This window comes from Micromonospora sp. NPDC053740 (assembly GCF_040677775.1).
Lineage (GTDB): Bacteria > Actinomycetota > Actinomycetes > Mycobacteriales > Micromonosporaceae > Micromonospora > Micromonospora alfalfae.
In genome coordinates this window covers 131816-152360 of record NZ_JBFASO010000004.1, presented here as the reverse complement: position 1 = coordinate 152360, position 20545 = coordinate 131816, and the positions used below count along the sequence as shown (strand labels likewise).

Here is a 20545-nt window from a genome sequence, read left to right as displayed (position 1 = left end):
GGCACGCTAGCCGCGCGGGCCCGGCGGCCCGCGTCCGGGTGTGGGTCAGGCCGGCTCGGGGCCGCCGGCGTCCGGGCTCGGCCCGGCCTGGGTGTGTCGGGCGGTGCCGGTGGCGCCCGGCATCGAACGGGTCGGGTCGAGGAAGACGAAGCGGATCTCCGGGTATCGCTCGGTGAGCCGCCGCTCGGCCTCGTCGGCGGTGGCCTCGATCTGCGCGCCGGTGGCCTCGTCGCGGAAGTCGACCTTCGCGGCGACAAGGATGTCCTGCGGGCCGAGCTGCATGGTCAACAGGGTGTCGATGCGCTCCACCTCGGGCAGCCCGGCCAGCTCCTGCTCGATCTCGCGGCGCAGCCGCTCCGGCACGGCCCGGCCGACCAGCAGCGACAGGTTGTTGCCGGCGAGGATCCCGGCGACGGTCAGCAGCAGCAGGCCGATCAGGATCGACGCCACGCCGTCCCACACCTCGTCGCCGGTGGCGTGCGACAGGCCGACGCCGAGCCCGGCCAGCACCAGACCGATCAGGGCCGCGCTGTCCTCCAGGAAGACCGCCTTGACTGTGGTGTCGGCGGTCAGCCGCAGAAACCGCCGAGGCGTGGTCTGCCAGCGTCGCGACTCGCGGCGGACCTGCCGCACCGCCCGGCCCAGTGAGATCGACTCGATGACGAACGACACCCCGAGCACGATGTACGAGATGAGGTAGTCGCCGCTGTGCTCGTGCACCAGGATCGTGGTGACGCCGTGGGTGACGGCGAAACCGGCGCCGGCGACGAACGTGAACATGGCGGCGAAGAACGCCCAGACGTAGCTTTCCTTGCCGTACCCGAAGGGGTGTCGCTGGTCGGCCGGACGGGCGCCGCGGCGCAGCGCCTGGAAGAGCAGCACCTCGGTGGTGGTGTCGGCGACCGAGTGCGCCGCCTCGGAGAGCATCGCGGCTGATCCGGAGATCAGCCCGGCGATCAGCTTGGCGATCGCGATGGCGAGGTTGGCGGTGCCGGCGACGACGATGGTGCCGACGCTCTCGCTCTCGGGCCTGGCGTCCGCTTGCGGCATGAGGATCACCCTATGACCGTGGACGGCGACGCGCCGGGGGGAGGCCCGATCCGAACAAGTGTGCGGCACGCCCGCGTGGGTGCACGGTCTGGGCGGGTCGGCTGCTAGCGTCTACCGCGTGTCGCGGACCCGCACCGAACGCCTGGTCAACCTGGTGATCTGCCTGCTGTCCACGCGACGGTTCCTGACCGCCGCGCAGATTGCCGCGACAGTGCCCGGTTACGAGCACGATCCGGACGACGCGCGCGACCACGAGGCGTTCCAGCGCAAGTTCGAACGGGACAAGGCTGAGCTGCGCGAGCTGGGTGTGCCACTGGAGACGGGCACGGCGAGCGCCTTCGACGCCGAGCCCGGCTACCGGATCGCCCACCGCGAATACGCGCTGCCCGACATCCTCCTCGAACCGGACGAAGCCGCCGCGGTCGGCATCGCCGCCCGGCTGTGGCAGCACGCCGGGTTGGCCGCCGCCGCGTCGTCGGGGCTGGCCAAGCTGCGTGCCGCCGGTGTGGACGTGGACCCGCAGGCGACCCTCGGCCTGGAGCCGATGGTCACTGTCGACCCGGCGTTCGCGCCACTGACCGCCGCCGCCCGGGACCGCCGCGAGGTGGGGTTCGACTACCGGGTGCCCGACCGCGACGCGCCCACCCGGAGGCGGCTGCAACCGTGGGGCGTGGTCTGCTGGCGCGGCCGGTGGTATGTGGTCGGCCACGACCAGGACCGGGAGGCGACCCGCTGCTTCCGGTTGTCCCGGGTGGTCGGCGCGGTCCGGGTGACCGGCTCTCCCGGCGCCTACGAGCCGCCGGCAAACGTCGACCTGATCAGCCACGTGGCCCGCTGGTCCGGCCCGGTGGAGCGCACCGGTCGGGCCACGGTGCTGGCCGCGCCGGGGCGGGCCGCCGGGTTGCGCCGTTGGGCGGTGGAGGTGACCGCCGGGCCGGACGGCGACCGGCTGGTGCTGCCGTACGCCGACCCGGACGGGCTGGCCGGCCATCTCGTCGGCTACGGCCCGGACGTGCGGGTCCTCGACCCACCGGAGGTCCGCGAGGCGGTCATCCAACGACTCAAGGAGATCGCCGTGCGCCACGACGAGCTGGCCGTCAGCGGAGGCGCCAGGTGACCCGCCCGGCCGCCCGCAACGGTTCCCGCGCGTCCGCCGACCGGCTGGCCCGACTGCTCAACCTGGTGCCCTACCTGCTGGCCCGGCCCGGCATCGAGATCGCCGAGGCGGCCGGTGACCTGGGCGTCACCGAGCGCCAGCTCCGGGAGGACCTGGAGCTGCTCTGGGTGTGCGGGCTGCCCGGGTACGGCCCCGGTGACCTGATCGACATGGCGTTCGACGGTGACCGGGTGACCATCACCTACGACGCCGGCATCGACCGACCGTTGCGGCTGACCCCAGACGAGGCCCTCGCACTGGTGGTGGCGCTGCGGATGCTGGCCGAGACGCCCGGGGTGGCCAACCGGGAGGCCGTCGAACGGGCCCTCGCCAAGATCGAGGCTGCGGGCGACCTGGTGGGCGCGCCGGTGGCGGTCCGGTTGCCCGGGGACACCGGGCGGGTCGAGGCGCTGCGCGCCGCGGTGGAGGGCGGCAAGGCGCTGCGGATCACCTACTACACGGCGGCCCGGGACGAAACCACCGAGCGTGTCGTCGACCCGCTGCGGATGCTGATGGTCGGCGGTCGGGCGTACGTGGAGGCGTGGTGTCGGCGTGCGGAGGCCGTCCGGCTGTTCCGCGCCGACCGGATCGACGCGGTCACCGAGTTGGACGAGCCGGCCACGGTGCCGCCGCAGGCAGTCCCGCACGACCTCACCGAGGGCGTGTTCCGCCCCTCGGCCGACCTGCCGTTGATCACCTTGCGCATCGGCCGGGGCGAGCGGTGGATCACCGAGTACTACCCGTGCGAGCGGGTGGAAGCCGGCGACGGCGACCAGTGGCTCGTCTCGCTGCGGGTCACCGACCTGCTGTGGGCCCGCCGGTTCGTGCTGGGCCTCGGCCCGGAGGTGACTGTGGTCGCCCCGGTCGAGTTGGCCGAGCAGGTGCGGGCGACGGCGGCCGCCGCGCTGGACGCGTACGCCGTGCCCGCGCCCACGGCCGTGCCCCGGCCGCCCGAGGTCGACCCGGAGCGCACGCCGTCGGGTGACAGGGCGGTGGCCGGCCGCACCCAGTAGGCTGACCGCCGTGCTGATCTGGATCGTGCTCGCGGTGGTGCTGCTACCCCTCGTGGCGCTCGCGTTGGCAGTGCGCCCGGTGCTGGCCCGGCTGCCCCGACTGCGCCGCGCCGCGGTGGCGTTGCAGCGGCGGGCCGTCGAGGCCGAGGCACTGCGGGAAACCGCCGAGGCGCTGCAACAGCGTGCCGAGGACGTCCAACGTCGGCTCGACACCGCATCCCAGCGACTCGCGGTCATCAAGGCCAAGCGCGGCTGATCGAGTACGCACCAGGCGGTGGTTGACGGATCATCGCGGGTTGGTCAAGACTTCACCCTCCCGCCCGGACCACCACCACCCAGTGGGTGGCGGGCAGCCGATCCGCACGTACGATGGGCTGCGTACCACCCCCCGGACACAGAGCGACTGGAGCTTCTCATGGGTGCCCTCAAGCCGTGGCACATCGCTGTTCTCGTGGTTGTGCTGATCCTGCTCTTCGGTGCGAAGCGGCTCCCCGACGCGGCCCGGTCGCTGGGTCGGTCGCTGCGGATCATCAAGGCCGAGACCAAGAGCCTGCAGGACGACGACCGCGACCTCGCCGAGAAGGCTGACGCGCAGGCCGGCTACCAGCCGCTGCCGCCGCACGCCGGGCAGCAGGCGCCGTACGCCGGCCAGCCGCAGCAGGCCCCGTACCAGCAGGCCCCGCCGCAGCAGCCGGTCGTCGACCCGGTGCACCGCGTCCGCGACAACTGACCGAAGGGCCCCACTCCCGTGGCCTTCGCACTGCGTAAACGCGGCCCGAGCACCTTCGAGCGGGCCGCCGACGGCTCGATGACGCTCATCGAGCACGTCCGCGAACTGCGCAACCGTCTGTTCCGCGCTTCCGTGGCGATCCTCATCGGGTTCGGCTTCGGTTTCTGGTTGGCCGAGCCGGTGCTGCACCTGCTCCAGCAGCCCTACTGTGACCTGCCGCAGGCCCGATATGTCGACGGCAAGTGCGAGTTCGTGCAGCTCGGCCCGGCCGACCTGTTCCTGCTCAACCTGAAGGTCGCGCTCTGGGTCGGGTTGATCGTGGCCGCGCCGATCTGGCTGTACCAGCTCTGGGCGTTCATCGCGCCCGGCCTGCACCGGCACGAGCGGCGCTACGCGTACTTCTTCACCGCACTCGCCGCGCCGCTGTTCGCGGCCGGTGCGGTGCTGGCGTACTTCGTCACGTCCAAGGGCCTGGAGTTCCTGCTCAGCATCTCGGACAGCGAGATCAGCACGACCTTGGAGATCACCAAGTACATCTCCTTCGTCACCAACCTGATCCTGTTGTTCGGCGTGGCCTTCGAGTTCCCGCTCGTCGTGCTGATGCTCAACTTCGTGGGCATCGCCAGCGCGAAGCGGCTGCTCAGCTGGTGGCGCGTGGCGATCTTCGTGTTCTTCGCGTTCTCCGCAGTGGTCACCCCGACACCGGACCCGTTCGGGATGACGGCCCTGGCCATCTGCCTCTCCGCTCTCTACTTCGGTGCGGTGGGCGTCGCCTTCCTCAACGACAAGCGGCGTGGGCGCGGCAAGGAGATCTACGCCGGCATCGACGACGACGAGGTGTCGCCGTTGGAGTTCGACGCGGACCCGGTAGTGGCCGGGCAGCGGGTCGACTCGGCAGCGCCGATCGGCGAACCCGAGCCGATCGCCAAACCGGCGCCGATCGAGCGCCGCTACGACGACATGACCTGACGGCCCCGCGCCGACCGGTCCACCGACGCCGTCCCCGTTTCCCGGGGGCGGCGTCGTCGCGTCACCTCCCGCGTCGGCGGCGGAACTGATGGTGACGGCGGCTGCCCCTGGTGAACGACGGGTGTCCGACCGGTACGGTGCTGCCCGTGACCGCAGACGATCACCTGCCCGGCCCGGTCGCCGGCGAACCCGTCGACCGCGCCCCGCTCGCCGGTGGGCCGGTGGCCGTGCTCACGAACCCGTCCGCCGGTCGGGGACGGTACAGCGCACTGCTGCCCCGGTTGTTGGACGGGCTGGCCGGCGCGGGCCGGCCGCTTCGACTGCTGTCGGCGTCCAGCCCAGCCGAGGCGGAGGCGGCATGCCGTCAGGCCGTCGCCGACGGCGCCGGCGCGTTGGTGGCGGTCGGTGGGGACGGCACCGTGCACCGGGCGTTGCAGGCGGTCGCCGGGACCGCCGTGCCGTTCGGCCCGATCCCGGCCGGCACCGGCAACGACTTCGCCCTGGACACCGGCTTCCCGGCCGACCCCGTCGCCGCGGCGGCGGTGATCGCCGAGGCGGTGCGTGACGGGCGCAGCCAACCTGTCGACCTGGCCCGGATGGTCGGGGTCGACGGTGTCGAGCGCTGGTACGGGGCGGTCCTCGCGGCCGGGTTCGACGCGATCGTCAACGAGCGGGCCAACCGGATGCGCTGGCCCCGCGGCCCGCGCCGATACGACCTGGCGATCCTGGTCGAGCTGGCCCGGCTGCGGCCACGCCGTTACACGCTGCGCCTCGACGGGGTGCCACACGACCTGGACGCGGTGCTCGTGGCGGTGGGCAACTGCCCCACGTACGGCGGTGGGATGCGGATCTGCCCCGACGCGGATCCGACCGACGGACTGCTCGACGTGGTGGTGGCGGGTCGGGTCAACCGGCGGACCCTGGTCCGGGTGAAGCCCCGCATCTACCAGGGCACCCACGTCAGCCACCCGCTGGTGCGCAGTTTCCGGGCCCGCACCGTGGAGTTGGCAGCTGAGGGCATCACCTCGTACGCCGACGGGGAACGCTCCCTGCGGCTGCCGGTGACGATCAGCGCGGTTCCGGGCGCCGTGCGGCTGCTGCGTTGACCCGTACCGCGCCGATGCTGGCGGCGATGACCAGCACGATGGCGGCGCATTCCAGCACTGTCAGCGCCTGCCGCAGCACCAGCCACCCGGCGAGCGTGGCGACGGCCGGGCCGAGGCTCATCAGCACCGCGAAGGTGGCGGTGGGCATCCGCCGTAGCGCCAGCAGTTCCAGGGTGTAGGGCAGCCCGGAGGCGAGCACCGCGAGGGCGGCGCCGAGCGCCAGCACCTGCGGGTCGAGCAGCGCGGCGCCGCCGTCGACGATGCCCAGCGGCAGGGTGGCCAGCGCGGCGACGGCCAGTGCCAGGGCCAGCCCGTCCGCGCCGGGGAAGCGGCCGCCGACCCGGGCGCTCAGCACTATGTACGCGGCCCACATGGCGCCCGCGCCTAAGGCGAAGGCCACCCCGACCGGGTTCAGCCGGTCGAAGCCGCCCTGCCCGAGCAGCGCCACCCCGGCCAGTGCGAGACCCGCCCAGCCCCAACTGGCCAGCCGGCGGGCGGAGAACACCGACAGCGCCAACGGGCCGAGCACCTCGAGCGTCACCGCCGGGCCCAGCGGGATGCGTTCGATGGCCTGGTAGAACAGCGAGTTCATGCCGGCCAGCGCCAGCCCGAACGCGCCGGCCGCGAGCCAGGCCGACCGGTCGTGTCCGCGCAGTCGGGGCCGGCACACGACGAGCAGCAGCACCGCGGAGATGGTCAGCCGCAGGGTCACCGCGCCGGCCACCCCGGTGCGCGGGAAGAGCAACGCGGCCACGGCGGCCCCGAACTGCACCGACAGCGCCCCGCCGAGCACCAGCCCCACGGCGACGATGCCGCCGCGCCGGGCCGGTGGCGTGTCGGCCGGCGATGGCGTGGGCAGCAGGATCTCGGTCACGGGCACGACGGTAGGCGGTCCGCTCCGGCTACCGTCCGGCGGTGTCCACCTGCCGAAAGGCGAGCTCTGGCAGGCGGCTGGTGGCGAGAGGACCTGTGTGTCGCAGGCGGCCCCTGCCCGCGGTTGGGGGGACACCGAGCGGCGGTGTGCGCCGCTTGGAACCGTGGTATCCGGGGTGGCGCCGCGTGGAGCTACCGGTGACTCACATTCCCGACTGACGGCACAGCACGCCCGCTCAGGACGGCAGGGCGAGGTCGAGCGCCGCGCCCAGCCCGTTCTCCCGGCCCGGCTCGGCTGCCGGGAGCACCAGCACCGAGCAGCCGGCGGCCACCGCGCCCGCGTCCGCCGGGGTGTCACCGACCATCAGTGTCTGCTCCGGGTCGACGCCGAGCATGCCGCAGGCACGCCAGAAGATCGCCGGGTCGGGTTTGCAGCGCCCCACCTCGTACGACAGCACGAACGCGCCGACCAGGTCGGTCAGCCCCCAGGCGTCGAAGTGTGGCCGCAGGTCGAAGCCGATGTTGCTGACCACCGCCACCGGCACCCCGGCGTCGCGCAGCGCGGTCAGCGTGGGGGCGGTGTCGGCGTACGGCAGCCAGCCCTCGGTGGTCAGCAGCCGTTCGTAGAGCGCGTCGGCGAAGCCGTCGATGCCGGCGTCGACGGTCTCGGCCAGCCCGGTGTACGCGCCCCGGTGGGCGTGTTGGTAGAGGTCCCGGTCGGCCCACAGCTCGGCGAGTCGGGGCGGCACCCGTGCCGGCAGTGGCCCGCCGGCGCGGCCGGCGGTCAGCAGTCGGTCGGCCAGCGAGGTGGCGCGGACCCGGTCCAGCGTGACGCCGCACGCCGCCGCGGCCTGCAGCACCCACCGCTGGGGGTCCTCCACCTGCGCCAGGGTGCCGTGGAAGTCGAAGAGCACCGCCTTGACAGGGCGTCGGGACGCCCGGCGGGCGGCGGGCGCTTCGGCGGTGCCCGGCGGACTGGTCTGGGGCGGTTCGGCATGGTCCGGCACGCCGTGCACCCTACCGACCGCCCCCGACCGCCCCTCCGGACGGCCTTGTGGGGTGACATGACTCGGCACGCACTAATCTTGGTGCCATGTCGAGCCCCGCCGAGCGGTACGCAGCGGCGCGCCGCAAGGCCGCACAAGCCGCACAGTTTCCGGCGCTGGACGAGTTCGCCCTCGAGTTGGGGTTCGACCTCGACGACTTCCAGCGGGAGGCGTGCCAGTCGCTGGAGCGGGGCAGCGGTGTGCTGGTCTGCGCTCCCACCGGTGCCGGCAAGACGGTGGTCGGGGAGTTCGCCGTCCACCTGGCGTTGCGGGGGCGGCCCGACGATCCGGTGCCCGCCGTCGACGCGACGACCCCACCGGCGCGGCGCAAGTGCTTCTACACCACGCCGATCAAGGCGCTGTCCAACCAGAAGTACCACGACCTGGTCGCCCGTTACGGCGCCGAGCAGGTCGGCCTGCTGACCGGCGACAACGCGATCAACGGCGACGCCCCGGTGGTGGTGATGACCACCGAGGTGCTGCGCAACATGCTCTACGCGGGCTCCAGCACCCTCGAGGGCCTGGCCTACGTGGTGATGGACGAAGTGCACTACCTGGCCGACCGGTTCCGCGGTGGGGTCTGGGAAGAGGTGATCATCCACCTGCCCGCCTCGGTCACCCTGGTCTCGTTGTCGGCGACCGTCTCCAACGCCGAGGAGTTCGCCGACTGGCTGGTCACCGTGCGCGGCGAGACCGCCGTGGTGGTCAGCGAGCACCGGCCGGTGCCGTTGTGGCAGCACATGCTTGTCGGCAAGCGGATGTTCGACCTGTTCCACGACGCCGACGCCGCCCGCAAGCACGACGTGCACCCGGAGTTGCTGCGCTACACCCGGGAGACCGCGCGGCGGCTGGAGTTGGGTGAGGGGCGCAGCGCTGGGCCGGGTGCCGGCCGGCGCGGCCCGCGCTGGCGTGGCCCGTTGCGCCCGGACATCGTCGACCGACTGGACCGGGAGGGTCTGCTGCCGGCGATCCTGTTCATCTTCAGCCGGGCCGGCTGCGCCGCCGCGGTGCAGCAGTGTCTCGCCGCCGGGCTGCGGCTCACCTCGGCCGAGGAGCGGACCGAGATCCGCAGGGTCGTCGAGTCGCGGGTCACCGCCATTCCCGGCGAGGACCTGTCGGTCCTGGGCTACTGGGAGTGGCTGGACGGCCTGGAACGCGGCCTGGCCGCCCACCACGCCGGCATGCTGCCGGTGTTCAAGGAGGTCGTCGAGGAGTTGTTCGTCCGCGGCCTGGTCAAAGCGGTCTTCGCCACCGAGACGTTGGCGTTGGGCATCAACATGCCGGCCCGCTGCGTGGTGCTGGAACGGCTGGTCAAGTACAACGGCGAGGCGCACGTCGACCTGACCCCGGGGGAGTACACGCAGCTCACCGGGCGCGCCGGCCGGCGAGGCATCGATGTGGAGGGGCACGCCGTCGTGGTGTGGTCCCCGGAGACCGACCCACGGCACGTGGCCGGGCTCGCGTCCGCCCGCACCTACCCGCTGCGCTCCAGCTTCCGGCCGTCGTACAACATGGCGGTGAACCTGGTCGGCACTGTCGGCGCGGAGCCGGCTCGGGCCCTGCTGGAGTCCTCGTTCGCCCAGTTCCAGGCGGACCGGTCGGTGGTCGGCCTGGCCCGGCAGGTGCAGCGCAACACCGAGACCATCGAGGCGTACGGCGCGGAGGCCGCCTGCCATCACGGCGACTTCGACGAGTACTTCGCGCTGCGGGTGGCGATCGCCGACCGGGAGAAGGCGATCGCCCGGCAGGGGCAGACCCAGCGCAAGGCCGCCGCGGTGGCCTCGTTGGAGCGGCTGCGGGTCGGCGACGTGATCCGGGTGCCGTCGGGCCGGCGGGCCGGGCTGGCCGTGGTGCTGGACCCGGCGACCGGTGGGTTCGGTGAGCCCCGGCCGCTGGTACTCACCCAGGACCGTTGGGCCGGGCGGGTCAGCCCGGGCGACTTCACCACTCCGGCCGAGGTGTTGGCCCGGATCCGGGTGCCCAAGCACTTCAACCACCGGTCCCCGGGTGCCCGGCGGGATCTGGCCGCCGAGGTCAGCGGCACCGGCCTGGATCGGCACGGTGGCCGACGCGGCGGCCGTTCCCGGCAGGTGAGCGGCGAGGACCACCAGATCGCCCAGCTCCGCACCGAGCTGCGTCACCACCCCTGCCATGCCTGCCCGGAGCGGGAGGAGCACGCCCGCTGGGCGGAGCGGCGTCGGCGGTTGGAGCGCGACACCGAGGAGCTGCGCGAGCGCGTCAGTGGTCGTACGGGGTCCCTCGCGCGAACGTTCGACCGGATCGTGGCGTTGCTGACCGAGCGTGGCTACCTCGCCCGCGACGGCGCGGTCACCGACGCCGGTCGCATGCTGGGCCGGATCTGGACCGAGGCGGACCTGCTGGTCGCCGAGTGTCTGCGCCGGGGGGTGTGGAACGGGTTGTCCCCTGCCGAGCTGGCCTCCGCGGTGTCAGTGGTGGTGTTCGAGGCGCGCCGCGATGTCGACGAGCGGGCGTCGCTGCCGCGCGGGCCGGTTGCCGACGCGGTGGACGAGACGCTGAAGCTGTGGGGGGAGATCGAGGCCGACGAGGCGGCGCGGGGGCTGACGGCGACCCGGGAGCCGGATCTCGGTTTCGCCTGGCCCGTCTACCGGTGGGCCCGGGGCGAGGCGCTGGCGAAGGTGCTCGGCAGCGGTCACGAGATCGATGGCGAAATGCCCGCCGGTGACTTCGTCCGGTGGGCCCGACAGGTGGTCGACCTGCTCGGTCAGATTGCCGACTCCGGCGGTGCCACAACGGAGCTGCGGTCGACGGCTCGACAGGCTATAGCGGCAGTCAATCGAGGCGTTCTCGCGTACCACACGTCAGCGTGACAATCACGCTCAGTCATTTTTCGTCGGTGAATCGACGCAGCGGACGGTTACCGCGACGGCACCCCTCGAACAGCGCGGGGGGCACTGTTGCGCCTGATCACAGCACCCCTGATCATTGCCGAGGCGTCTTGTTGACGCGTCGGTAACGAATGGGGAGAAAGCCGCCGTGGCGGAGATCAATCACTTTGAGTATGGGTGGATCACGCCCTCGCTGAGCTACGCGCTGTCCGTGCTCGGCTCGATCCTCGGTCTGGTGTGCGCCGGGCGCATCCGCACGGCTCGGACGAACGGTCAGCGGGCGTGGTGGGGTCTGCTGTCGGCCTGGGCGCTGGGTGGCACCGCCATCTGGGCGATGCACTTCATGGCCATGCTCGGCTTCGCCGTGGAGAACACCCGGATCCGCTACGACGTGCCGCTGACCGCGGCCAGCACGGCCATCGCCGTGGGGGCGGTCGGTATCGGCCTGGCCATCGTGGGCACCGGCCGGCTGAATCCGGTACGCCTGATCGCCGGCGGTATCTTCACCGGCGCGGGCGTGGCCTCCATGCACTACACCGGCATGGCCGCCATGCGCCTCAACGGCAGCCTCGGCTATGACACGGTCCGGGTCGTGCTGTCGGTGGTCATCGCCGTGGTGGCGTCCACCGTCGCGCTGTGGCTCGCGATGACGGTCCGGCGGGGGTTGGCGATCTTCGCCTCCGCGCTGGTCATGGGCATCGCCGTCAACGGGATGCACTTCACCGGCATGAGCGCCCTGTCGGTGCACCGTCACGAACGGGCGGGTGAGGTGACCGGCGCCGGGGTGAGCACCCTGCTCGTGCCGATCGTGCTCGCGGTGATCTTCGGGGTCGTCGGTCTGCTCTACGCGCTGCTCGCCGCTCCGACCGACGACGACCGGGCCGCCACCGCGTACCTGGACGGGCGGCGGCTCTCGGAGCCGGCGGCTGCGGCGCCCACCGCTGCTCCCGACCCGGTGGGGTTGCGTGCCCGCTCCACTCTCGGCCAGCCCGGCACGCCGTTCCCGTCCCGCCGGGACACACCGCCGCGCTGACGCCGTGCGGCCGGCCCGCCCCATCCGCGCCCGCTGAGGCGGCGGATCAGGTCGGCCGCCGGCTGGGGCGGCTGCCGTCGATCGCGAGGGTGACCAGCAGCCCGGGATGGTCGGTCGCCCCGTGCATGGGCACCAGGCTGCGACAGCAGAGGGTGATGTCGGTGGTCGCCGTGACGTGTTGCAGTCGGCCGTCGTCGACCCGCTGATGGCCCGGCGGGGTGCAGGACCGCACGTCGGGGTCGTGGCCGGCGCGCAGGTTCAGGTCGCCACCCAGCACGGTGGGCTCGTACCCGGCGTTGCGGCTGATCGTCGGCAGGATGGTGTCGAGCAGGTGGTCGCACTGGGTGAGCGCGACGCGGTAGCCGGTGGCCGACAGGTGCGTGGTGCAGGCGAGCAGGGCGCCGTCGACGTCGACGCAGAGCCAGGCTCGTTCCTCGGGGTCCGCGAGGTCCTGCGTCGGGTGGGTTCCGGCGTACACGGTGGGCGGGGCGGCCGGCGTCCGCACGTGGGCCAGCAGCCCGATGCCGAACCGTTGGCCGTTGCGACAGCGGGTGTCGTCACCGCTTGGTCGGTCGCCGGCGGCCTGGAACGCGGCCACGACGGTTCGCCCGGGGTGCACGGTCTGAAAGACGCCGCGCAGCTCGGACACGTCACCGGCGCAGATTTCGTTGAGGGTGACCAGATCGGGTGCCTCGATGGTGATCACCTCGGCGGCCCTGGCCATCGCTCGGCCGGTGTAGCAGCCGGCGCGGCCACTGTTGCAGAGGTTCAGCTGGAGCATCCGTAGAACAGTGGGCTGCGCGGCGTCGGTGGGCGCGGCACGCGATGCGTCCGGCCGGTTGGCCGGCAGTGCGGCGGCGGCGAGGAGGCAGCCCACGGCCAGGGTCCGGCGCAGGAAGCGGTACTGGCGGGCGGCCACACGAACTCCGGGGTGCACGAGGCGACAGTCGTCGCCGAGGTGCCAGTGATCCTACTGGCGGCCGAATCGACGATCGAGATCCAGAGCGGTGGGCCGAGGGGGTACGCGCCGCGCGGCGCGTACCCCCTCGGGTCGCTCAGTGGGCGCGGACCGCGACGGCCGTGTAGGGCGTGGTGGGGGTCGGCGGTGTGGTGAATCGGGCGTTGGGCAGGTATAGCCGGCCCAGCGCCCTGGCCGCTGTGGTGGGTACGTCGAAGTTCGGATCGGTGATGGTGCTGGTGAGCGCTCCGGCGGTGCCGGCATGGTTCAGCCGGACCACGGCGATCTGGTTGAGGCGGTTCTGCACGACGTAGAGGGTGCGGCCGAGCAGGAGAAGTCCGTCGCCGTTGGTGAAGGTGTGGCCCGGCACGTCCACGACGGTGCTCGCCCCGGTCGCCGGGTCGACCCGGTACAGCGTGCCGGTGGTGGACTGGACGACGATGAGCGCCCGGCCGTCCGGTGTGGTGGCGATGCCGTTGAGGTTCACCCCCGTGCCGACCTGCTCGTACGCGCCGGTCAGCGTGATCGTGGTGAAGGCGTCGGCGGGCGGCAGCGCCCCACCGCGACCGAGCGGCAGCCGGTAGAGCACCGGCCGGTTCGAGTCGGTGAAGTACGCCGCGTCACGGGTCAGCACGACGTCGTTGACGAACGTCGGGGCGGTGGCGAACTGGTAGCGGGCCAACACTTCGCCGGTGCGGGTGTCGAGCACGCGAGCGTCGCCGGCCGTGCCCCCGGAGACGAAGAGCCGGCCACGTGGATCGACCTTGAGGCCGAGCGACGGCGTGCCGGTGGCCGCGCCGATCGTCGTGCCCCGGCCGGTGACCAGGTCGACGCGCTGGATGGCACCGGTGGCGCGGGAGCCGAAGTAGGCGTACCGGCCGGCGGTGGCGATGCCCTCGGGCTGGAACCCGTCGGGGAGGGCGACGACGGCCGGCGGCGGCCCTGCGGGGTGCGCCTGTGCCGGCGCGGCGGCGACGGTGGCCAGCATGGCGGCGGTCAACGCGCCGCCGAGCGTGGTGCGGAGGGGGCGGTTCACTGTGCTCCTTCCGGGCGGAAGCGGCACGAGCCGACACGTCCGCCACGTTCACTGGGGCCAGGACCCTCCCCACTGTACGACCGCTGGCGGGCGTCCGCCCGGCGTCACCGGCGCGGCCTTCGGGGGTGACCGCGCCGGTGACCCCGTCGAGCGGGGCGGAGGTCAGGCGTTGCGGACCAGCCTCCACCGGTTGTCCGCGCTGCCGTTGTCCGGATCCTGCACGGCCTGCGCTCCCCAGGCGGTCGACGCGTTCAGGATCCCGAGCAGCTTGTTGCTGTTGACGTTGCGGATCTTGTAGGTGCCGTCGCCGTTGTCCACCAGGATCCACCGGTGATCGGCGGTCCCGTTGTCGGCCCACTGCAGGACCCGGGCGTTGTCGGCGGTGGACATGTTCTCCACGCCCAGGACCTTGCCGCTGTTGACGTTGCGGAACCGGACCGCGTTGCCGTCGGTGATGACCACCCAGTTGTGGTCCGCGGTGCCGCTGTCGCCCCACTGCACGGCCAGACCACCGTCGGCGGTGGACATGTTCTGGACACCGAGGACCAGCCCGGTGCCGACGTTGACCAGGCGGTAGCTGCCGGTGGGGCCGCCGCTGCCGCTGGTGTTCCAGTAGACCGTGTAGTTGTAGCCGTGGGCGTCGTAGAAGGGGGCGAGGTTCACCGTGGACCCGTTGGCGCTGGCGGTGAACGCGAGCGAGCTGGTGCTGGTCCGGGTGATCGAGGAGACGGTGAGGGTGGGCAGGGTGCTCAGGGCCGTGTTGCCGTAGTTGCCGGCCAGCACCGCGGGGCCGTACGTGACCGCGCCGACGTTGGCGTTGTCGTTGGCGGCCTTGACGGCGACCTGCATCGGCAGCCGCACGGTGATGGTGTCGCCTGCGGCCCAGGTGCGCGTGACCGTGGCGTAACTGCCCGGTGTGGTGGTGACGTTCTCCACAGTGCCGTTGACGGCGATCGTCGCGCCGCTGGTCCAGGACGGGATCCGCACCCGGATGCTCCACGACCCGCTCATCGAGCCGGACAGGGTCAGCGTGGTGGTGTCACTGACCGGGAAGCTGGTGGTCTGGGTGACAGTGATGCCGCGCTGCGTCCAGTTCAGCACCGACGGCGTGAACAGGTTCACGCTCAGTGTGGTGCCGTTGTAGAAGTAGATGGAGTCCATCAACCTCGTGTTGATCTCCAGGCCGGTGCCCTGGCAGCACCAGAACGAGTTGTAGTCGGTGCTCCAGGTGCCGCCACCCCACGCCGGGCCGACACCGCGACGTCCGCCTGGCCGCAGCGGGGTGAAGTAGGTGATGTGACCGTGGCTGTCGGACGGGTTCTGCCCGCCGATCAGGTGGTTGATCAGCGCGCGCTCGTAGAAGTCGAAGTAGTCCGCCCGGTTCGGGTCGAGCAGCCACAGCTCCCTGGTCAGCTTGAGCATGTTGAACGTGTTGCACTGCTCGCAGGTGTCGTTGCTGAGGTAGCCGGCGATCGCGTTCGGCGACCGGAAGTGCTCGGCCTGGCTGTTGCCGCCGATGGCGTACGTGTGCGCGCCGACGGTGATTCGCCACGCGTTGCTGGCGATGTCCCGATAACGGGTGGTCCCGGTGGCCTTGTATTCGCGGGCGGCGCCGATCCACTTGGGCACCTGCGTGTTGGCGTGCAGCCCGTTGAGCTGGTCCTGGCCGGAGGCCAGGGGGTTGAACACGGAGTTGTGGTCGAACCGCTGTGCGGTGGCGAGCCAGCGGGAGTCGCCGGTCTGCTGGTAGATGTCGGCGAGCACGTCGTTCATGCCACCGAACTCGGTGCCCAGCATCGACTGCATCTGGCTGGAGCTCAGCCGGGATGTCCGGGTGTCGACCCAGCCGGCGAGGGACAGCAGCACCGTACGGGCCTGCGTGTTGCCGATGTAGCGCCAGACGTCGAGCAGACCGGCGAGGGTCTTGTGGATGCAGTAGTAGGGCACGTTGCCGTTGGACAGCGTCCGAGCCTCGAGCGCCGTGAAGTCGGACTCCGGGAAGCCGGAGAGGTAACCCGCGCCGAACCCGGCGGCACCGTTGTTCGCCTGGCACTTGGCCAGTTCGGCGACCATGTAGTTCGCCTTGTCCCGGCAGGTGGTGTCACCCAGCACCGCGTACGCGTACGCCCAGGCGCTCAGGAAGTGGCCCTGCATGTGGGTCCGGAACGGGAAGTTCGGCGCGTCCCAGCCCCCGTTGGTGGCGGCGCCGTTCGTGGACAGCCGGTGGTTGGCGCGGAAGTTGTAGAGCATCCGGTCGACGTCGACGAACCGCAGGTAGTTGAGCGTCCGGGTCTGGTTGTCCATCCAACGGCCGGAGCTGAGTCGTACCTGACCCGGGTCGAACGCGTACGCCGAGACGCCGATGTCGGACCGGGCCGGGGGCACAACGGCCGCGGACGCGCTCCCGGGGGAGACGGCGACGCCGCTCGCGGAGACCACCACTGTGGCTCCGGCGGCCTGAAGCAGGTGGCGGCGGCTGAGGGGCAGGGGTGGCATGGGGAACCTCCAGGTGGCCGGGTACGTCGGGGCCGCCATCGATGGCGGGGGATCGTCGGCGGCATGGGGCCGGCGACGGGTGCGGTGTGGGTGGGTGGAACGTGGGTCGCCGTGGACGCCGGGTGCCCACCCCTGCGCTTATCGCGGCACATCGATGTGATCGCTAACATAGTTCGTCGTTAACACGCCCGCAACCCCCGAGGCGCCTCGCTGACCCATTTCCGAGGCGACCTGGCCTGGGGGTGTCGGGCCCGGTGGCGGTCATGGCCCGAGACGGACATCCGCCGGACTCGCGATCATCGGAGTGTGACCGTGTGTGACGGATGCTGTCGACTTTCCCTCCGTTGACGCCCGTCCGGCCGCTCAGTACCGTGCATCGTAAATCTTCGATGTCAACGTCGATACATCAATGCTGCGATGTGGTTACGACGGTCATCCCGCGCCTCACAAAAATCCAGGTCAGATGGGGGAGGAGGCATTCAGGAACAACCTGTTAGCGCTAACACGGCCGCCGGTCGTGCTGCTCGGCGCGCGAACGGCGACGCCCGTTCGCGCGGCCGCTGGCACAGCGGTGGCTCGCCCAGTCGGACATCGCGTACGGCGCACTCTCTGTGGGAGTAACAGTGAAAGTGACAGATCGAACCACAACCCGGGCCACCCGCCGGGCCAGGCGCGTCATCGCCTGGCTGGCGAGCATGGCCTGTCTCCTCGCACTGATTCCGGGTACGGCCAGGGCCGACAACCCCATTGTCCAGAACATCTACACCGCCGACCCGGCGCCGATGGTGCACAACGGTCGGGTCTACCTCTACACCGGACATGACGAGGACGGTTCCACCTATTTCACAATGCGTGAGTGGCGGGTGTACTCGTCCGCCGACATGGTGAACTGGACCGATCACGGCTCGCCGATGAACCTGGCGACGTTCGCCTGGGCGGACGCCAACGCGTGGGCCGGGCAGGTCGTTCCGCGTAACGGCAAGTTCTACTGGTACGTGCCGGTGCGCCAGCGTTCCAACGGGCAGATGGTCATCGGTGTCGGGGTGGCGGACAGCCCGACCGGGCCGTTCCGCGACGCGCTCGGTCGACCACTGGTCGGCAACAACGAAATCGACCCGCACGCGTTCATCGACGATGACGGGCAGGCGTATCTGTACTGGGGTAACCCGGGTCTGTGGTACGTGAAGTTGAACCCGGACATGATTTCGTTCTCCGGCAGCGCGACACGCATTCCACTCACGACGGCGGGGTTCGGTACCCGTAACGGCAATGCGAGTCGGCCAACGCTGTATGAGGAGGGGCCGTGGGTGTTCAAGCGCAACGGGTTGTACTACAACGTGTTCGCGGCGGAGTGCTGCTCGGAGTTCATCGCGTACTCCACCGCGACGGGACCGACCGGGCCGTGGACGTATCGGGGAACGATCATGCCGCGGCAGGGCGCCAGTTTCACCAATCACGCGGGTGTGATTGATTTCCAGGGCGGTTCGTATTTCTTCTATCACAACGGGGCGTTGCCGGGTGGTGGTGGTTACACCCGCTCGGTCGCCGTGGAGAAGTTCAGTTACGGCAGCAATGGCCTGTTCCCGACGATCACGATGACGAACACCGGTGCCCCGCAGGTGGGCACGCTGAACCCGTACGTGCGGCAGGAGGCCGAGACGATCGCGTGGGGCTCGGGGATCGAGACCGAGGCGTCCGGCGAGGGCGGGATGAACGTCGGTTGGATCGAGAACGGCGACTACATCAAGGTCAAGGGCGTCGCGTTCGGGGCGGGTGCGACCTCGTTCAGCGCCCGGGTCGCGTCGGCCACCAGCGGCGGGCGGATCGAGGTACGCCTCGACAGTGCCAACGGCCCGACCGTGGGCACCTGCACGGTGGGTGGCACCGGCGGCTGGCAGACCTGGAGCACCACCACCTGCGCGGTCAGCGGAGCGACCGGCACCCGTGATCTCTACCTGCGCTTCGCCGGCGGCAGCGGCAACCTGTTCAACATCAACTGGTGGCAGTTCGGCGGTACCGGCGGCAGCGCCACCAACCTGCTCACCAACGGCGACGTGGAGAACGGCACGACGGGCTGGGGTGTGCACGGCAGCGGCACCCTCGCCAGGAACACCACTGTCGCGCACGGCGGCAGCGGATCGTTGTCGATCACCGGCCGGACCGGCGCCTGGAACGGCCCCAGCCAGGACGTGACCGCCAAGCTCACCAACGGCAGGAGCTACACCACGAACGTCTGGGTACGAGCGCAGAGCGGCACCCCGTCGGCGAAGGCGACGCTGTCGCTGACAGCCAACGGCACGACGAACTACCTCCAGCTGACGCCGGCGGTGGGAGTGAACGTCAACGGTTGGACCCTGCTCACCGGCACCACTACCGTTTCGTGGAGCGGCACGCTGAGCAACGCCGCCTTCTACGTGGAGACGGCCGAGGGCACCGACAGCCTCCTCGTCGACGACGCCTCGTTCCAGTGACGGTTGCTGCCGGAGCCGCACCCGGCGCGGCTCCGGCAGCACGGCGACGTGCCCCACCACTGCGACGGGGCGGCCCGTTTCCTGACGCGGTTGGTTACGACTTGACGAACAGCATGTTATCGCTCACAGTCGATGCTTGAGGGTAGCCGCACCAGTGGTTCACCGGGCGAACCTGCTGTGGCACCTCGACCCGCGACGTCCGCCCAGGGCATGCCGGACGTCGGGTCAGGACTCCCCGCACCGCTGCCGCGACGGCGACCGTTGCTGACGTCTCCCTGTCGCAGGAGCAGATTCGGGCGTGCGTCTCCATCGCTGCACCACCACAGAGAAGGAATCCGCATGAATCACAGAAGAGCCCTGCGAGCGGCGGTGACCATCGCAGTCACCGGCGCTCTCGCCGCCGCTATGACGATGACGCTGACCTCCACGGCCAGCGCCGGCACGACCCTCCGGGCCTCGGCGGCCGAGAAGGGCCGTTACTTCGGCGCGGCCGTCGCGACGGGCAAGCTGTCCACCAGCGCGTACACGACCATTCTGAACCGTGAGTTCAACAGTGTCGTGGCTGAGAACGAGATGAAGTGGGACGCCACCGAGCCGCAGCAGGGTCGGTTCAGCTACACCGGTGGTGATCGTCTGGTCAGTCACGCGCAGGCCAATGGCATGAGCGTGCGGGGCCATGCGTTGCTGTGGCACCAGCAGGAGCCGGGTTGGGCGCAGGGCATGTCGGGCAGTGCGTTGCGCAGCGCGATGATCAACCATGTCACGCAGGTGGCGACGCACTTCCGGGGCAAGATCTATGCCTGGGACGTGGTGAACGAGGCGTTCGCCGATGGTGGTGGTGGTGGGCGTCGGGACTCGAACCTGCAGCGCACCGGTAACGACTGGATCGAGGCGGCGTTCCGGGCGGCGCGGGCGGCGGATCCGGGTGCGAAGTTGTGTTACAACGACTACAACACCGACGGGGTCAACGCGAAGTCGACGGGCATCTACAACATGGTGCGGGACTTCAAGTCCCGTGGCGTGCCGATCGACTGCGTGGGCTTCCAGTCGCACCTGGGCACCTCGTTGGCCGGTGACTACCAGGCCAACCTGCAGCGGTTCGCCGACCTCGGCGTGGACGTGCAGATCACCGAGCTGGACGTGATGACCGGCGGCAACCAGGCCAACATCTTCGGCGCCGTCACCCGCGCCTGCATGAACGTCTCCCGTTGCACAGGCATCACCACCTGGGGTGTGCGCGACTGCGACTCGTGGCGTGGTTCGGACAACGCGCTGCTGTTCGACTGCAACGGCAACAAGAAGGCCGCGTACACGAGCGTTCTGAACGCCCTCAACGCCGGCCCGGCCATCCCCACCACGCCCCCGCCGACGGACCCGCCGCCGACGACGCCCCCGCCGACGGACCCGCCGCCCACCACTCCGCCGCCGGGAACGGCCGGTTGCTCGGCGTCGGTGTCACTGAACTCGTGGAACGGCGGGTTCGTGGCCACCGTGAAGGTGACCGCCGGCTCCGCCGGCACGAGCGGGTGGAACGTCGGTGTCACCCTTGCGAGCGGTGCGAGTATCACGAACACCTGGAGCGCGACGGCCAGTGGCTCGACCGGCAGTGTGCGGTTCGCCAACGTGGACTACAACGGCCGCCTCGGCGCGGGCCAGGTCACCGAGTTCGGCTTCCAGGGCACGGGCAGTGGGGCCGGCATCACGCCCACCTGCACCGCCTCCTGAGCACGACTGACTGACC

Annotated in this window: 16 protein-coding genes; 10 read left to right on the top strand and 6 right to left on the bottom strand. The window is 71.1% G+C overall.

Annotated elements, in window-relative coordinates; genetic code table 11:
* Positions 1-45: 45 nt before the first annotated feature.
* Positions 46-1050 carry a cation diffusion facilitator family transporter gene (locus tag AB0K35_RS13435; RefSeq protein WP_363885402.1) on the bottom strand — a complete coding sequence of 335 codons (1005 nt, stop codon included), beginning with the start codon at positions 1048-1050 and terminating at the stop codon, positions 46-48.
* Positions 1051-1168: 118 nt separating this feature from the next.
* Here AB0K35_RS13435 and AB0K35_RS13430 point away from each other — a divergent pair, with 118 nt between their 5' ends.
* The 6 genes from AB0K35_RS13430 to AB0K35_RS13405 all read left to right on the top strand — a co-directional run bounded on the left by AB0K35_RS13430 (position 1169) and on the right by AB0K35_RS13405 (position 6024).
* Entirely contained in the window at positions 1169-2167 is a 999-nt protein-coding gene (locus AB0K35_RS13430) for a WYL domain-containing protein (protein WP_238672303.1), read from the top strand.
* Positions 2164-3219, top strand: coding sequence for a YafY family protein (locus tag AB0K35_RS13425; RefSeq protein ID WP_363885400.1), 1056 nt, complete (start codon positions 2164-2166; stop codon positions 3217-3219). Before AB0K35_RS13430 ends, AB0K35_RS13425 begins: the two co-directional genes overlap by 4 nt.
* 10 nt (positions 3220-3229) lie before the next feature.
* Complete coding sequence (locus tag AB0K35_RS13420) at positions 3230-3475, top strand: hypothetical protein (protein WP_357364071.1); 246 nt, start codon at positions 3230-3232, stop codon at positions 3473-3475.
* Between the two features lie 159 nt (positions 3476-3634).
* A complete protein-coding gene (gene tatA, locus AB0K35_RS13415) occupies positions 3635-3949 on the top strand; it encodes a Sec-independent protein translocase subunit TatA (RefSeq protein ID WP_124855346.1) in 315 nt (104 codons plus the stop codon).
* Between the two features lie 18 nt (positions 3950-3967).
* On the top strand, positions 3968-4918 hold the full coding sequence (gene tatC, locus AB0K35_RS13410) for a twin-arginine translocase subunit TatC (protein ID WP_363885397.1): 951 nt from the start codon (positions 3968-3970) through the stop codon (positions 4916-4918).
* Between the two features lie 164 nt (positions 4919-5082).
* Positions 5083-6024 carry a diacylglycerol kinase gene (locus AB0K35_RS13405; RefSeq protein WP_363885717.1) on the top strand — a complete coding sequence of 314 codons (942 nt, stop codon included), beginning with the start codon at positions 5083-5085 and terminating at the stop codon, positions 6022-6024.
* Here the strand turns inward: AB0K35_RS13405 and AB0K35_RS13400 are convergent.
* Positions 5987-6904, bottom strand: a complete 918-nt coding sequence (locus AB0K35_RS13400; protein WP_238672297.1) for an EamA family transporter — start codon at positions 6902-6904, stop codon at positions 5987-5989. The genes AB0K35_RS13405 and AB0K35_RS13400 overlap by 38 nt on opposite strands.
* 229 nt (positions 6905-7133) lie before the next feature.
* Positions 7134-7904, bottom strand: coding sequence for an HAD-IA family hydrolase (locus AB0K35_RS13395; RefSeq protein ID WP_238672296.1), 771 nt, complete (start codon positions 7902-7904; stop codon positions 7134-7136).
* Positions 7905-7990: 86 nt separating this feature from the next.
* Between AB0K35_RS13395 and AB0K35_RS13390 the strand changes: the two genes are divergently transcribed.
* Together AB0K35_RS13390 and AB0K35_RS13385 are read left to right on the top strand one after the other, a co-directional pair.
* Complete coding sequence (locus tag AB0K35_RS13390; protein WP_238672295.1) at positions 7991-10792, top strand: DEAD/DEAH box helicase; 2802 nt, start codon at positions 7991-7993, stop codon at positions 10790-10792.
* Positions 10793-10958: 166 nt separating this feature from the next.
* Positions 10959-11843, top strand: a complete 885-nt coding sequence (locus AB0K35_RS13385) for an MHYT domain-containing protein (protein WP_238672294.1) — start codon at positions 10959-10961, stop codon at positions 11841-11843.
* Positions 11844-11889: 46 nt separating this feature from the next.
* Here AB0K35_RS13385 and AB0K35_RS13380 read toward each other — a convergent pair whose 3' ends face one another.
* From AB0K35_RS13380 to AB0K35_RS13370, 3 genes are all read right to left on the bottom strand, one after another.
* Entirely contained in the window at positions 11890-12762 is an 873-nt protein-coding gene (locus AB0K35_RS13380; protein WP_238672293.1) for an endonuclease/exonuclease/phosphatase family protein, read from the bottom strand.
* A 136-nt stretch (positions 12763-12898) separates the two neighbouring features.
* Positions 12899-13837: a superoxide dismutase gene (locus tag AB0K35_RS13375; RefSeq protein WP_238672292.1), complete on the bottom strand. Its 939-nt coding sequence runs from the start codon at positions 13835-13837 to the stop codon at positions 12899-12901.
* 162 nt (positions 13838-13999) lie between these two features.
* Positions 14000-16333: a beta-L-arabinofuranosidase domain-containing protein gene (locus AB0K35_RS13370; RefSeq protein WP_238672291.1), complete on the bottom strand. Its 2334-nt coding sequence runs from the start codon at positions 16331-16333 to the stop codon at positions 14000-14002.
* Between the two features lie 695 nt (positions 16334-17028).
* Here AB0K35_RS13370 and AB0K35_RS13365 point away from each other — a divergent pair.
* Positions 17029-18804 carry a family 43 glycosylhydrolase gene (locus tag AB0K35_RS13365; RefSeq protein WP_363885715.1) on the top strand — a complete coding sequence of 592 codons (1776 nt, stop codon included), beginning with the start codon at positions 17029-17031 and terminating at the stop codon, positions 18802-18804.
* 339 nt (positions 18805-19143) lie between these two features.
* Positions 19144-20529: an endo-1,4-beta-xylanase gene (locus AB0K35_RS13360; protein WP_363885393.1), complete on the top strand. Its 1386-nt coding sequence runs from the start codon at positions 19144-19146 to the stop codon at positions 20527-20529.
* Positions 20530-20545 lie beyond the last annotated feature (16 nt).